This is a genomic window from Stenotrophomonas sp. TWI169 (assembly GCF_039674705.1).
Classification (GTDB): Bacteria; Pseudomonadota; Gammaproteobacteria; order Xanthomonadales; family Xanthomonadaceae; genus Stenotrophomonas; species Stenotrophomonas maltophilia_P.
This window is the reverse complement of record NZ_JBDJOB010000025.1, coordinates 34370-49227: the sequence shown is the minus strand read 5'-3', so window position 1 is coordinate 49227 and position 14858 is coordinate 34370. Positions and strand designations below refer to the sequence as shown.

The following is a 14858-nucleotide window of genomic DNA, read 5'->3' as shown; positions in this document are numbered from 1 at the left end:
GGGTGGGTCAGGTTGCGGGGGACGCCGTAAACCCGTCCTTGGGGGCTTGGCCGCGGCATCCATGCCGCGGACACCCCCGCAACCGGACCCACCCCGCCTTCGACAGATTCCTGTGATCTGTCGGAATGGCATGGCTGTTGCCTGATGGGTGTCGACCTTGGTCGACACGGTAGATCCACGCCATGCGTGGATGAACGAAGGAGTGATCGGGATGATCTTCTGTAGCCGAGCCATGCTCGGCTCAGAGGCTTCGCGTATGGCAGCCGAGCATGCGCTCGGCGCTACAACGAGAGCCTGCCTTTGCTTTTGATCTTTTGATTCTCTTCCGTGGCTGGCACACGCGGGAAACTGTCAGGGGCCGGGCGGGGGGGGGGGCCGGGGGGGGGGGGGTCCGGGGCTGGGAGGCCGGGCCAAACCCCCCTGGTGTGGGTACAGGGCGTCCCCCGCGCCGCCCACCCGCACGGGCCAGCCCGGGATCTGCGATTTGCGCCCGGCCACGAGGGGCCCCGCCGTTGGCTGGAACCCATCATTCCACCGTGGAATTGGCGCGCCGGCCCCGCTGGGCCTACCATCGGCGCTCCCCACCCCCATCGCCCCTTCCATGTCCGCTCCCGCTTCCGCCGCACCGCGTCGCTGGTTCGTCGCCGGTGACTTCAATGGCTTCTTCGGCCTGGTCGTCGACAACCTCTCCATCCTCGGCTTCATCGCCATGGCGTTGGTCGGCATCTTCCAGTTTCCCGCCGACGTGGTGTTCGGCCGCATGTTTCCCGGTACCGCCTTCGGCGTGCTGATCGGCAATCTGCTGTACACGTTGATGGCGCGCCGGTTGGCGGCACGCACAGGGCGTGATGACGTCACGGCGATGCCGCTGGGGCTGGATGCACCCACCAGCATCGGCATGGCGTTGCTGGTACTCGGTCCGGCGTTCGTCGCGTTCAAGCAGCAGGGCATGGACCCGCATGCCGCCGGCATTGCGACCTGGCAGCTGGGCATGGCGGCGCTGGTCATCATGGGCGCGCTCAAGCTGGTGCTCTCCTTCTTCGGGGAAGCCGTCACCCGCGCGCTGCCGCGTGCAGCGTTGCTCGGCTCCATCGCCGGCATCGCACTGGTACTGATGGGCCTGCTGCCGTTGCTGGAAACCCTGCGTTCGCCACTGGTCGGCTTCACCACGTTGGGTTTGCTGCTGTATGTGCTGATCGCCAAGGGCCGGCTGCCGGTGCGTGGCCCCGGTGTGCTGCTGGCGTTCGTGTTCGGCACCGTCCTGTACTACGGCCTCGGTCTGGCGGGACTGGGGGCCCCCGGCTTCCACGTGCCGGCGTGGACGCCGCCGCAGGTGGTGCTGCCGCTGCCGACGCTGGGCTTCCTGGACGGCCTGCCCACGGCAATGACCTACCTGCCGCTGCTGTTGCCGTTCGGCCTGCTGATGGTGGTCGGTGGCATCAACGTGTCCGAGAGCGCGCGCGCGGCCGGAGATGATTACCGCACCCGCGATATCCTGCTGGTGGAAGCGGTGGCCACGCTGGTGGCCGGTGTCTGCGGCGGTGTCGCGCAGACCACCCCCTACATCGGCCAGCCTGCATACAAGCACATGGGCGCACGCAGCGGGTACACGCTGCTGACGGGCCTGTTCGTCGGCATCGGCGGCATGCTGGGCATCATTTCCGGGCTGGTGCAGTGGCTGCCGCTGGCGGTGCTGGCGCCGATCATCGTGTACGTCGCCATCGACATCACCACCCAGGCCTTCCAGGCCACACCGCGACAGCACGCCGGAGCGATGGTGTTCGGCTTCCTGCCTTCGGTGGCCTACCTGCTGGCGATCAAAGCGCCGGGCTGGATCGCACCGGACCAGCTGCCGCAGCTGCTGACCAAGCTCGATGGACACGGCCTGCCGGAACTGGCCGTGATCTTCACTCTGGGCAACGGCTTCATCATCACCTCGATGCTGTGGATTTCCGCCGTGGCCGCGATGGTTGACGGCCGTCTGCGCCGTGCCTGCGGCTTCCTGCTGGTGGCGACTGTGCTGACCCTGTTCGGCCTGATCCACTCGGTGGATCCGCGCGGCGGCATCTACCTGCCGTGGGACCTTGAAGGCCTGGCGCGTACCATCAGCTGGCAGTTTGCAGGGGCTTACGTGGCGCTGGCACTGCTGCTGGGGCTGTTGTCGCTGCAGAAGCAGGCGGTGAAGCCGCTGGGTGATCGCGCCGATCATTGACCGGGAACGCCGGGCATGGCCCGGCGCTACCGCTCTCCGTCCAGCTCGGGGTAGTGGCGGAAGATGCCGTTGGTGTTGAACGCCAATCGCCGCTCCGACGCGAGATAGGCAGCGATGTTCGGTCGCTTCGCCACCCGCTCCTGCAGTGCCCGCAGCAGGGGCAGGCGCGGCGTGAGTGCCTGCATCCGGCGCGGGAACATGTAGTCCAGCCCGCTCATCAGCTGGAACAGCGACAGATCCACGTAGGAGTGCTCGCGCAGTGCATGGCGGCCACCGTTGGCCGCCAGCACCTGCTCGAAATAGCCGAGGAACTTCGGCAGCCGCTCGCTGCGCAATGACGCCGCACGTGCGTTGGCTTCGGTCTTCTGTTCCTCGTAGTACTTCGACGCGGCAATCGGATGGTGGGTGTCGTGTACTTCAGCCACCAGGTCGGCAATGGTCAGCTGCAACTGCAGCGCCTGCATGCGCCGCGCCGCGGCCTGCGGCACCAGATCCAGGGTCGGGCCGAGAAAATCCAGGATCGCTGCGACCTGCGCGATGACCTGTCGCCCCGCCTTGAGGAACGGGGGGGCGAACGGTTGCGCGCCCTCACTGTGGCCATCGAGAAAGGGCTGCATCACGGCGTCGCCATGTATCCGCGCCATGTCGATGTAGTCGGCGCCAGCGTCTTCCAAGGCCAATCGTACGAATTCGCCACGTCCCTGGATGCCGGTCCAGTAGTACAATGCGTAGTGCATGACACGGTCTCTCCACGACAAGATGCACAGCCTCGCGCAGCGCGCGCAAAGCAGGCGTGAGCGTGCCCTGCGTGCGGCGCCAACCCCAACGGCAGCGGAACACGCGGGGAACCCTCGGGAATCGAGAGGGTCACACCTTGTCCATGCAGATGGAAAACGAGGGACTGCATCATGCAGAGTGGAAAGGCGGTATGGCCCTGGGTGCTGGGTGTGGTGGTGATCGGTGGCGCGGGCGGTTGGCTGTTCCGCGATCAGCTCAAGAGCCTGGCGGACGGTGTCCCGGTGCCGGTGCAGTCGCCCCCCGCCAGTGCTGGCGCACCGCCACAACCGAAGGCGGCCGCAGAAACCGCACCGGCGCCGCCCGCCATCCAGCATCCGCTGGACACCGAAGCCGCGGCCGATCCCGCGCTGCCGAAACTGGCCGACAGCGATATCGCGGCCTGGAGCGCATTGAGCCAGCTGTTCCAGGGGGAGGGGCCGCTCACCCTGCTGCTGCGCGATCACCTGATCCAGCGCCTGGTGACCCAGGTCGACAATCTGGACAAGCCCAGTGTTCCGCCGACCGCATTGGCCGCGCGGCCTCTGCCGGGGAGCCTGCAGGTCGAGCCGGGCGAGGGCGGGGAACGCATCGCCGCCAGCAACGCCGCGCGCTATGCGCCCTATGTGCAGGCATTCACCGCGCTGGACCCGGCGGCAACGGCTACGGCGTACAAGCGCTTCTACCCGTTGATCCAGCAGGCCTATGTCGATCTTGGGCGGCCAGAGGGCTACTTCAATGATCGCCTGGTGGCGGTGATCGACCATCTGCTGGAGACCCCGGAGCCGCAGCAGGCGCCCCTCGTTCAACGCGATGAACGGGGCCGCTACCGCTTCGTGGATCCGGATCTGCAGGCGCGCTCGATTGGCCAGAAGGCCCTGCTGCGCATGGATGTGGCGCAATCGCGGGCGGTCAAGCAGCAGCTCCGGGCGATCCGCAGCGCGATCACGCGCTGAGCGATCGTGGGCGCGGCCTGCCATGCGTAACTGATCCGGATCAACGCGCCGACCACACCCGCTCCGGCATGCTGGCCCCAGGCTGACTGGCCCCGGGGTGCAGTCGCAGCCACCCTTGAAACCGGGTGGTGCAACCGCATCTTTCCAGCATCGCCGGCACGGGCCGGCACTGACGACCGATGAGGATTCGCAATGCGGATGGACAAGCTCACTTCGCGTTTCCAGCAGGCGCTGGCGGACGCGCAGTCGTTGGCCGTGGGCCGCGACAACAGCATGATCGAACCGGTCCACGTGTTCAGCGCACTGCTGGACCAGCAGGGCGGCAGCACGCGCCCGCTGCTGGCGCAGGCCGGTGTCAATGTACCGGTGCTGCGCGAGCGCCTGGACGAGGCGCTGGACGCGCTGCCGAAGGTGTCCGGGCAGGCCGGCAACCTGTCGATCGGCAATGATCTCAACCGCCTGCTCAACCACACCGACAAGCTGGCCCAGCAGCACGGCGATGCCTTCATCGCCAGCGAGTGGTTCGTGCTGGCGGCGCTGGAGGATGGCGGCACGCTCGGCATGGCGCTGCGCGCCGCCGGTGCCGACAAGGCGCGTCTGCAGTCGGCGATCGACAAGCTGCGCGGCGGCGAGAACGTGCAGTCGGAGAACGCCGAAGAGCAGCGCCAGGCGCTGGAGAAGTACACCATCGACCTGACCGCGCGCGCCGAGAGCGGCAAGCTGGACCCGGTGATCGGCCGTGACGAGGAAATCCGCCGCACCATCCAGGTACTGCAGCGCCGGACCAAGAACAACCCCGTGCTGATCGGCGAACCCGGCGTGGGCAAGACCGCGATCGTGGAAGGGCTGGCCCAGCGCATCATCAACGACGAAGTGCCCGAGGGCCTGCGCGGCAAGCGCGTGCTGTCACTGGACATGGGCGCGTTGATCGCCGGCGCCAAGTTCCGCGGTGAATTCGAGGAGCGACTGAAGGGCGTATTGAACGACCTGGCCAAGAACGAAGGGCAGATCATCCTGTTCATCGATGAGCTGCACACCATGGTCGGGGCCGGCAAGGCCGACGGTGCGATGGACGCCGGCAACATGCTGAAGCCGGCGCTGGCGCGCGGCGAGCTGCACTGCATCGGTGCCACCACGCTGGACGAGTACCGCAAGTACATCGAGAAGGATGCCGCACTGGAACGCCGCTTCCAGAAGGTATTCGTGGGCGAGCCTTCGGTGGAGGACACCATTGCCATCCTGCGTGGGCTGAAGGAGAAGTACGCCCTGCACCACGGCGTTGAGATCACCGACCCGGCGATCGTTGCTGCGGCCACGCTGTCCAACCGCTACATCACCGACCGCCAGCTGCCGGACAAGGCCATCGATCTGATGGACGAAGCCGCCTCGCGCCTGCGCATGGAGATCGACTCCAAGCCCGAGGAACTGGATCGGCTGGAGCGGCGCGTGATCCAGCTTAAGATCCAGCGCGAAATGCTGAAGAAGGAGAAGGACGACGCCTCGCGGCAGCGCCTTGCCGATCTGGAGAATGACATCGAGGTGCTGGAGCGCGAATTCTCCGACCTCAATGAAATCTGGAAGTCGGAGAAGGCCGCGCTGCAGGGCGCAACGAAGATCAAGGAGCAGGTGGAGCAGGCCAAGCTGGAGCTGGAAGCCGCGCAGCGCCGGCAGGATTTCGCCAGGATGAGCGAGATCCAGTATGGGCTGCTGCCCCAACTGGAAAAGCAGCTGGCGGCTGCCCAGGAAGCCGAGCACAAGGACTTCAAGCTGGTGCAGGACCGGGTGACCGATGAGGAGATCGCCGAGGTCGTGTCGCGCTGGACCGGCATCCCGGTGAACAAGATGCTCGAAGGCGAGCGCGACAAGCTGTTGCGGATGGAAGAGGTGCTGCACAACCGCGTGGTCGGCCAGGAAGAGGCGATCAAGGTGGTGTCCGACGCGGTGCGTCGCTCACGCGCGGGCCTGTCCGACCCGAACCGGCCTGCCGGCTCGTTCCTGTTCCTGGGCCCGACCGGCGTCGGCAAGACCGAACTGTGCAAGTCCCTGGCCGAATTCCTGTTCGACAGCGCCGACGCGATGATCCGCATCGACATGAGCGAGTTCATGGAGAAGCACAGCGTCGCCCGCCTGATCGGTGCACCTCCGGGCTACGTCGGCTATGAGGAAGGGGGCTACCTGACCGAAGCCGTGCGTCGCCGTCCGTACTCGCTGATCCTGCTCGACGAGGTCGAGAAGGCGCATCCGGACGTGTTCAACATCCTGCTGCAGGTGCTGGACGATGGCCGCCTGACCGATGGCCAGGGCCGCACGGTGGACTTCCGCAATACCGTCATCGTGATGACCTCGAACCTGGGCTCGCACCAGATCCAGGACATGAGCGGTGACGACAGCCCGGAGGCCTACATGCAGATGAAGGCCGCAGTGATGGGGGTGGTGCAGGCGCACTTCCGTCCGGAGTTCATCAACCGCCTCGACGATATCGTGGTGTTTCACCCGCTGGACAAGCAGCAGATCAAGCAGATCGCGCGCATCCAGATGCGCGGGCTGGAGAAGCGGCTGGCCGAGCGCGGCCTGAAGCTGGTGGTGTCCGATGCCGCGTTCGACCTGCTGGGCAATGTGGGCTTCGATCCGGTATACGGCGCACGCCCGCTGAAGCGCGCGATCCAGTCGCAGCTGGAGAATCCGCTGGCACAGAAGATCCTGTCGGGCGCCTTCGCCAACGGTGACACCATCGAGGTCGGCAACGACGGCGGTCACCTGGTGTTCGCCAAGGCCTGATGTCGGCCGGGTTCCCGCCCATGGGGGCGGGAACCTGCGGGCTGCCGGGCAGGTCCTGATAACCACAGGTTACGGGCTCATCGCCAGCGGCTCTCAGCGTGCGCGGTGGGGTCGCCTATCGTGCAGGTTTCCCCGGATGGAACCTGACGCGATGAGTGATCCGCAGTGGCAACTGGAAACCCTGGCCGTGCACGGCGGCTACCGGCCCGACCCGACCACGCGCGCAGTGGCGGTGCCCATCTACCAGACCGTGGCCTACGCCTTCGATGACACCCAGCACGGCGCCGATCTGTTCGATCTGAAGGTGCAGGGCAACATCTATACCCGCATCATGAATCCCACCACCGACGTGCTGGAGCAACGTCTGGCCGCGCTGGAAGGCGGGATCGGTGCGCTGGCGCTGGCATCCGGGCAGGCTGCGATCACCTATGCGATCCAGACCATCGCCGAAGCAGGCGACAACATCGTCGCCGCCAGTGCGCTGTATGGCGGCAGCCTCAATCTGCTGGCGCATACGCTGCCGCAGTACGGCATCCAGGCGCGGTTCGCCGACCCGGCCGATCCGTCAGCCTTTGCTCCCCTCATCGACAGCCGTACCAAGGCGGTGTTCGTGGAGTCGATCGGCAATCCACGCGGGAATGTCACCGACATCGCCGCGATTGCCGAAGTCGCCCATGCCGCCGGCGTGCCCTTGATTGTCGACAACACGGTTGCCACGCCTTTCCTGCTGCGCCCGTTCGAGCATGGCGCGGATATCGTGGTGCACTCGCTGACCAAGTACCTCGGCGGCCATGGCAACAGTCTGGGGGGAGCGATCATCGATTCGGGCCGCTTCGACTGGACGGCGCAGCCACAGCGTTTCGCCCGTCTCAACCAGCCGGACCCGAGCTATCACGGTGTGGTCTACACCGACGCCCTCGGCCCGGCCGCCTACATCGGCCGTGCGCGGGTGGTACCGCTGCGCAATACCGGCGCGGCACTGTCGCCGTTCAATGCGTTTCTCATCCTCCAGGGCATCGAGACCCTGGCCCTGCGCATGGAACGGATCAACGCCAACGCGCTGGCCGTGGCGCAGTATCTGAAGCAGCATCCCAAGGTGGCGTGGGTGCGCTATGCCGGCCTGCCGGATGACCCTGAGCATGCGGGCGCACAGCGTTACCTGCGTGGGCAGGGCTCAGGCGTGCTGACCTTTGGCCTTCCTGGCGGACGTGAGGCCGGTGCCCGCTTCCTGGACGCACTGAAGCTGTTCACGCGGCTGGTCAACCTGGGTGACGCCAAGTCGCTGGCCACCCATCCGGCATCCACCACCCATCGCCAGCTGGATGCCGATGAACTGGCCCGTGCCGGGGTCAGCGAAGACACGGTGCGGCTGTCGATCGGCATCGAGCACATCGGCGACCTGCAGGCCGACCTGCAGCAGGCGCTGGCCGGCGCCTGATAGCCAGGCGCTTGGTCGTAATCGCCAGTGGCGATCACCACCGCCGCCGCGATGCGCTACGGTGGAGCTGCCTCTCCAAGGCGTGGCACTGGTGTTACCTATCCCCGGTCGATGCGGGTCGACCGGGGATTTTTCATGGCAGCCGCCGGGCGTGGCCCGGCGCTACGCCGTCCGCCCTGCCTCACACCACCGGAATGCTGTGCTGGCCGAGATTCCGGTAGGGCGGGGTGGACATGATCATCTCCGCCAGCGAATAGGCCAGCTCGCGCTCGGCCATCACCGTGCCATCGGCGCCATGTTCCAGCAGGTGCTTCACTTCAGCATCGCTGTGTGCCCGTGCCAGCAGGGTCAGCTCGGGATTGATCGCGCGCAGTTTGGCCAGCGCTTCGCCGGCTTCCAATGGCTGCGGAATGGCCAGGACGGCGATCTTGGCGCGCTCCGGGTGGGCCTCGGCCAGCACCCGGTCGGCCGCGGCGCTGCCACGGATCGCCGCGAGGCCACTGGCATGTGCACGCTCGACATGGTCCTTGTTGTCATCGATCACCAGCACCGGTACGCCGCGGTCGCGCAGCACCTGCGCCAGCTCGCTGCCAACCCGGCCGTAGCCGATCACGATGGCGTGGTCATGCAGGTCGCGCGAGGGCCCGGTGGCTTCTTCCGGCTCCGGCGCCTGCGGCAGCTGCTCCTGCTTCGCCTGCCAGCGGTCGAGCAGGCCGAACACCAGCGGATTGAGCATGATCGACACCAGTGCACCGGCCAGCACCAGCGACTGTCCTTCCTTCGGCAGGATCTGCAGCGAGACACCGAGGCCGGCGATGATGAAGGCGAACTCACCGATCTGCGCCAGGCTGGCCGAGATGGTCAGCGCGGTGCTGCTCGGGTGGCCGAACGCACGCACGATGAAGAAGGCGGCGGCGGACTTGCCGAACATGATGATCAGCACCGTGGCCAGTACCTGCCACGGATGCTGCACGACGATGTTGGGGTCGAACAGCATGCCCACCGAAACGAAGAACAGCACCGCGAACGCATCGCGCAGCGGCAGCGAATCATGCGCCGCCTTGTGGCTCAGTTCCGATTCGTTGAGCAGCATCCCGGCGAAGAACGCGCCCAGCGCGAAGGACACGCCGAACAGCATGGCCGAACCGAATGCCACGCCCAGTGCGATCGCCAGCACTGACAGGGTGAACAGCTCGCGCGAGCCGGTGCCGGCGATGCGTTCGAGGATCCAGGGAATGACCCGCCGACCGACCACCAGCATCACGGCCACGAACAGGCCAAGCTGCACGAACGTCCAGCCCAGATCGGCCAGCACGCTGCCGACGGTGTGGGTTTCCTTGGCCGCATCGGGGCCGAACACGCCGGCGAGCACCGGCATCATCACCAGTGCCAGTACGCAGGCCAGATCCTCCACGATCAGCCAGCCCACTGCGATCTTGCCGCGCATGGTCTCCAGCAGGCGGCGCTCTTCCATCGCCCGCAGCAGGACCACGGTACTGGCGGTGGCCAGCGAGAAGCCGAAGATCACCCCATGCAGCGTCGGCCAGCCCATCAACCACGCCACGCCCCAGCCGAGCAGGGTGGCCACTGCGATCTGGCCGATGGCACCCGGGATGGCGATGGCCTTGACCGCCATCAGGTCCTTCAGCGAGAAGTGCAGGCCGACGCCGAACATCAGCAGCATCACGCCCAGTTCGGCCAGCTGGTTGGCCAGCGCCTGGTCGGCGACGAACCCCGGGGTGAATGGCCCCACGCAGATGCCAGCAACCAGATACCCGACCAGGGGAGACAAGCGCAGCTTGTTGGCCAGCGCGCCGAAGATGAAGGCGAGCCCGAGGCCAACGGCGACGATGTTGATCAGGTCGGTGTCATGGTGCATCGGCACTCGCAGGGTTCGGGGAGGGGGATGTCCCGATTTTCACCCAAGCGGCCAGATGCAGCAAACCCGGCAGGTGGAACGGATGGTTTGAGCAGTACAGGGCCGATCCCTTCTGCCGGAACAGAAGGGATGCAGGTTCCACCGCGCCGCCGGGCGCGGCCCGGCGTTACCGGTGCCGCTTACCAGGTGTACCGGATACGCCCGTACACATACGCGCCGTTGAAGCCGAACGGCGAGTAGTTGCTGTACGGCAGCATGCCGAAGGTCGAGTTCTGCAGGTCCGCCGTCCGGTCCGGATACTTGTCCAGCAGATTGTCCGCGCCGACGGTCAGGGTCCAGTTGCTGCTCGGCTTGTAGCTGGCCGAGGCATCCACTACCCAGGCATCACCGTAGGTCTGGTCACGCAGCGCGGTGGCCGAATTGCGCACGGTGAACTTGCCGTAGCGTGTGGTTGCCAGGCCCAGCTCCCAATGATCCGAGCGCCAGGTGCCGCTGAGGATCGCCTTGTCGCGCGGATAGCTGTCCTCGATGCGGCCGATCTCATCGCGGCCGATCAGCGACTGCGAGATACCCAGCGTCGGGAACACCGACGGCGACCCGTTCACCCGCTTCACTTCGGTTTCGTTGTAGCTGTAGGCCGCCGTCAGCTCCAGGCTGCTGGCACTGAAGGGCACGGTATAGCTGGAGACGAAGTCCACGCCGCGCGTGCGCGTGTCCAGTGCGTTGGTGAAGTACGAGAAGGCCGTCACCTGCGGCAGGCCCAGCCCGCCCAGCAGCGCGGCGGCAGCCGGCGTGGTGGTGATGTTGGAGGACAGCGCGATGCGATCGTCAATGTCGATCTGGTATGCATCGACGGTCACGTACAGGCGGTCCACCGGCTGCAGCACCAGGCCCAGGCTGTAGCTGGTGGAGGTCTCGGCCTTCAGTGGCGAGGCGCCCAGCGCTTGTGCGGCCGGGCTGGTGGTGGGGAAAGTGCCGCGTTCGAAGAAGTCACCGTTGATGATGGTGCTGGTCACCGCCTGGTAGCCCTGCTGGCCCAGCGATGGCGCGCGGAAGCCACTGGACGCGGTGGCCCGCAGCGCGACCTTGTCGGTGAACGCGTAGCGTGCCGATAGCTTGCCGGAGAAGCGGTCACCGAAGTCCGAATAGTCTTCGTAGCGCCCGGTGAGGCCGGCGGAGAACTTCTCGGTCAGGTCCGCTTCCAGGCCGGCGTAGACCGCATAGTTGTGGCGGTCGGTATGCACTTCATTGGTCGGGGTGAAGCCGGCGAAGCCCTGTGCGCCGCTGCCGGTGTACGAATTCAGCTCGCCCGGGTTCTGGTCCCACTTCTCCTTGCGGTACTCACCACCGAAGGACAGCGTCACCGGATAGGCCAGGCCCCAGTCCAGCGACTTGGTCAGGTCGGCATTGAAGATGTCCTGCTGGTACTTCAACGTGCCGTCGTAGAACGAGCTCGGGCTGTCCGTGCCCAGACTGTAGTTGATGGTGTTGCGGGTGTGGAAATCCAGGGTGTTCTCGCCGTGGTTCAGGCTCAGGTCCCAGGTCCAGCCGCTGTCGGTGCTGCCCTTGACGCCGGCCACCAGCGAGCGGTCCTTGGAGTACTGGTTGATCTGCGGCACGAAGCCGTCGGGGTAGACCTGGGCCAGCAGGGCGCCCTGCCCACTGTGGTTGCGCGAGCGGTAGAACGCGAACGAGGTGATGTCGCGGTTGCTGAGCAACGCGCTGGCGTAGCCGGTAACGCGGTCGCTGAAGTCGAAGCTGGCGTTGGCCGAGGCGGCGGTCGCATCCACGCGCGGATCGCCGACCACGAAGGTCGTCTCGCCGATGCCAGGGAAATTGCCGGTGTTCGGTGTGCTGCCCTGGTAAGGACCGGCGCGGTTGCTTTCATCCTGCTGGCTGATCTGCCCGGCCACGTGCAGGCGGCCACGGCCGCTGCCGAACTCCACGCCGGTATCGCCGGAGAGCTGGTACTTGTTGCCATCGCCGGCCGAATACTGGCCGTAGTCGACGGCCAGGCTGCCGCCGCTGCCGCTGCCCTTGAGCACGATGTTGATGACGCCGGCGATGGCGTCCGAGCCGTACTGCGCCGAAGCGCCGTCGCGCAGCACTTCAACGCGCTCGATGGCGGCGATCGGAATCGCATTGATGTCCACCGCCGACGAGCCGCGGCCGATGCTGCCGTTGACGTTGATCATGGCGGAGGTGTGGCGGCGCTTGCCGTTGACCAGCACCAGCACCTGGTCCGGTGACAGGCCACGCAGCTGCGCCGGTCGCACGCCGCTGGTGCCGTCGGTCAGGGCCGGGCGCGGGAAGTTCAGCGAGGGCAGGGCACGCGACAGCGCGGTGGCCAGTTCGCTGGTGCCGGTGGACTGCAGAACCTCGGGGGTGATGATGTCGATCGGGGACTGCGATTCGGCGACCGTGCGGTCGGCCACGCGGGTACCGGTGACGATCACGGTGTCCAGTGTGTTGGCGGCAGTACCGCTCTGCTGGGCGGCGGCGAGGAACGGAGAGCCACCGAGTGCGACAGCGACGGCGGCGGCGATCAGGCTGGTCTTGCGGGTCATCGGGACGGAACTCCGGTTGGCGGGGACGGCACCGGTATCGACATCACGAGGTGAAGCGGACGACGGTTGTTGCGGTGCGCAAAATAGGAATTAACGGGATATTCAGTGCCTGTCAAATGCCGGCCATCGGAAAAAACGTTGCAGCAGCAACCATTTAGCCGCGATGGGCAGCATCATGAGAGGGCCCGGGACGCGTGCGGTGAGGACATGGGAGAGAGCAAACGCCAGCCGCTGCGCATCCCGGGGCGCGTCAAGTATTCGTTAACGCTAGAATTGCGTCGCAGGAACAGTGCTTACCAGCACATTCCATCCGGTTATATGGACCCCTCCCCCGATGATTTCGCTTCGTAATTTCGCCTTGCGCCGCGGCGAGCGGCTGCTGTTGTCCAACGTCGACCTGACCCTGCATGCCGGTTACCGGGTGGGCGTGGTCGGCCGCAACGGTGCCGGCAAGTCCAGCCTGTTCGCGGCGGTGAAGGGCGAACTGGAGGCCGACAAGGGCGACGTCGACCTGCCCGGCAAGGTCCGCATTGCCAGCGTGGCCCAGGAAACCCCGTCGCTGCCGGATCCGGCGTTGAGCTTCGTGCTCGGTGGCGATACGGAAGTGGCCGCCGTGCTGGCCGAAGAGGCCGATGCGACCGCCCGTGAAGACTGGGAGGCGGTGGCCAATGCCCATACCCGGATGGCCGAGATGGGCGCCTATGACGCCGAAGCACGTGCCGGCAAGCTGCTGCACGGCCTCGGATTCCCGGCCGAGACCCACCACCGCGCGGTGTCCTCCTTCTCCGGTGGCTGGCGCGTGCGCCTGAACCTGGCCCGCGCGCTGATGATGCCCAGCGACCTGCTGCTGCTCGACGAACCGACCAACCACCTCGATCTGGATGCGGTGTACTGGCTGGAACAGTGGCTGCTGAAGTACCCCGGCACGCTGCTGCTGATTTCGCATGACCGCGAGTTCCTCGACAACGTCGCCACCCACACCCTGCACCTGCATGGGGGCGGCGCCAAGCTGTACCCGGGCGGCTACACCGATTTCGAGCGCCAACGTGCCGAGCAGCTGCGCCAGCAGCAGATCGCGCACGAGAAGGAACAGGCCGAGCGGGCCCACCTGCAGAGCTTCATCGACCGCTTCAAGGCGCAGGCCAGCAAGGCCGCGCAGGCGCAGAGCCGCATGAAGCGTCTGGCCAAGCTGGCCGGTACCGAGGCCGTGCGAGCCGAGCGCGAGTTCCGTATCGAGTTCGCGCCGCCCGCCAAGCTGCCGTTCTCGCTGATCCGCCTGAATCATGTCGAGGCGGGCTATGGCCAGGACGCCGTGATCCTGCACAACGTCGGCTTTGGTCTGGAAGCGGGACAGCGTATCGGCCTGCTCGGCCCCAACGGCGCCGGCAAGACCACCCTGGTGAAGACCCTGGTGGGCGAGCTGGCACCGATTGCCGGAGAGCGCATGGCCCATCCGGACCTGAAGATCGGCTACTTCGCACAGCACACGGTCGAGTCGCTGCACGAAGGCCAGTCGCCGATGGAGCATTTCCGCGAGATCGCGCCGGATGCGCCGAACCAGTCGTTCCGCGATTTTCTCGGCAAGTGGAATTTCCCGGGTGATCGTGCATTCGAGCCGGTCGATGGCTTCTCCGGTGGTGAGCGTGCGCGCCTGGCGCTGGCGCTGATCGCCTGGCAGCAGCCGAACGTGCTGCTGCTGGACGAACCGACCAACCACCTGGACCTGGAAATGCGCGAGGCGCTGGCCGAAGCGCTGGCAACCTTCGAAGGCGCGATCGTGATGGTCTCCCATGATCGCCACCTGATCGGCCTGGTCTGCGATACGTACTGGCGCGTGGCCGATGGCGTGGTCGAGCCGTTCGACGGAGATCTCGACGCCTACGCTGCGTGGCTGCGCACCCGTCCGCAGGCGCAGGGCACCAAGGCGCGCATGGAGCAGGTGGAAGAGCCGGTGGTGGTCAAGACCGCACCGGTGGCGCAGGTCGTGCAGAAGAAGCCGGTGAATCCGCACAAGCTGGCCGCGGCGGAAGCCAAGGTGGCCGAGCTGGAAGCCGGCCTGGCCGAACTGGACCGTCAACTGGCGGACCCGGCCAACTATGCCGACAGCACCCGCATGGCCGTGCTGGGCCGTGATCGCGAAACGGCCGCTGCGCAGCTGGAAAAGGCTGAAGCTGCCTGGATGGAACTGCTGGAGTCCTGATGGAGGGCGCCGGGCCATGCCCGGTGGTGTTCCCGATGCACTGCGCTCGCCGGG

The 14858-nt window shown here is 66.5% G+C and carries 8 protein-coding genes; 5 read left to right on the top strand and 3 right to left on the bottom strand.

All coding sequences use genetic code 11. The features are described 5' to 3' along the window. The first annotated feature begins 601 nt into the window (after window positions 1-601). Entirely contained in the window at window positions 602-2212 is a 1611-nt protein-coding gene (locus tag ABE543_RS16340) for a hypothetical protein (RefSeq protein WP_346475902.1), read from the top strand. A 26-nt stretch (window positions 2213-2238) separates the two neighbouring features. On the opposite strand, the gene ABE543_RS16335 is transcribed toward ABE543_RS16340, so the two are convergent. Continuing rightward, window positions 2239-2949, bottom strand: coding sequence for a glutathione S-transferase (locus ABE543_RS16335; RefSeq protein WP_065174750.1), 711 nt, complete (start codon window positions 2947-2949; stop codon window positions 2239-2241). A gap of 171 nt (window positions 2950-3120) precedes the next feature. Between ABE543_RS16335 and ABE543_RS16330 the strand changes: the two genes are divergently transcribed. The 3 genes from ABE543_RS16330 (at window position 3121) to ABE543_RS16320 (ending at window position 8158) form a co-directional block, all read left to right on the top strand. Beyond that, the gene (locus ABE543_RS16330; protein ID WP_346475901.1) at window positions 3121-3942 is read left to right on the top strand and encodes a DUF3014 domain-containing protein; all 822 of its coding nucleotides are present in this window, start codon (window positions 3121-3123) and stop codon (window positions 3940-3942) included. Window positions 3943-4134: 192 nt separating this feature from the next. Further along, on the top strand, window positions 4135-6720 hold the full coding sequence (clpB, locus tag ABE543_RS16325; protein WP_065182585.1) for an ATP-dependent chaperone ClpB: 2586 nt from the start codon (window positions 4135-4137) through the stop codon (window positions 6718-6720). Window positions 6721-6871: 151 nt separating this feature from the next. Further along, window positions 6872-8158 (top strand): aminotransferase class V-fold PLP-dependent enzyme, encoded by a 1287-nt coding sequence (locus tag ABE543_RS16320; protein WP_053519387.1) that lies wholly within the window; start codon window positions 6872-6874, stop codon window positions 8156-8158. Window positions 8159-8339: 181 nt separating this feature from the next. Here the strand turns inward: ABE543_RS16320 and ybaL are convergent, their stop codons facing one another. Beyond that, on the bottom strand, window positions 8340-10037 hold the full coding sequence (gene ybaL, locus ABE543_RS16315; RefSeq protein WP_053519386.1) for a YbaL family putative K(+) efflux transporter: 1698 nt from the start codon (window positions 10035-10037) through the stop codon (window positions 8340-8342). Window positions 10038-10216: 179 nt separating this feature from the next. Beyond that, window positions 10217-12604 (bottom strand): TonB-dependent receptor, encoded by a 2388-nt coding sequence (locus ABE543_RS16310; protein WP_346475900.1) that lies wholly within the window; start codon window positions 12602-12604, stop codon window positions 10217-10219. 334 nt (window positions 12605-12938) lie between these two features. Between ABE543_RS16310 and ABE543_RS16305 the strand changes: the two genes are divergently transcribed. Then, window positions 12939-14804 (top strand): ABC-F family ATP-binding cassette domain-containing protein, encoded by a 1866-nt coding sequence (locus ABE543_RS16305; RefSeq protein ID WP_053519381.1) that lies wholly within the window; start codon window positions 12939-12941, stop codon window positions 14802-14804. The last annotated feature ends 54 nt before the right edge of the window (window positions 14805-14858 follow it).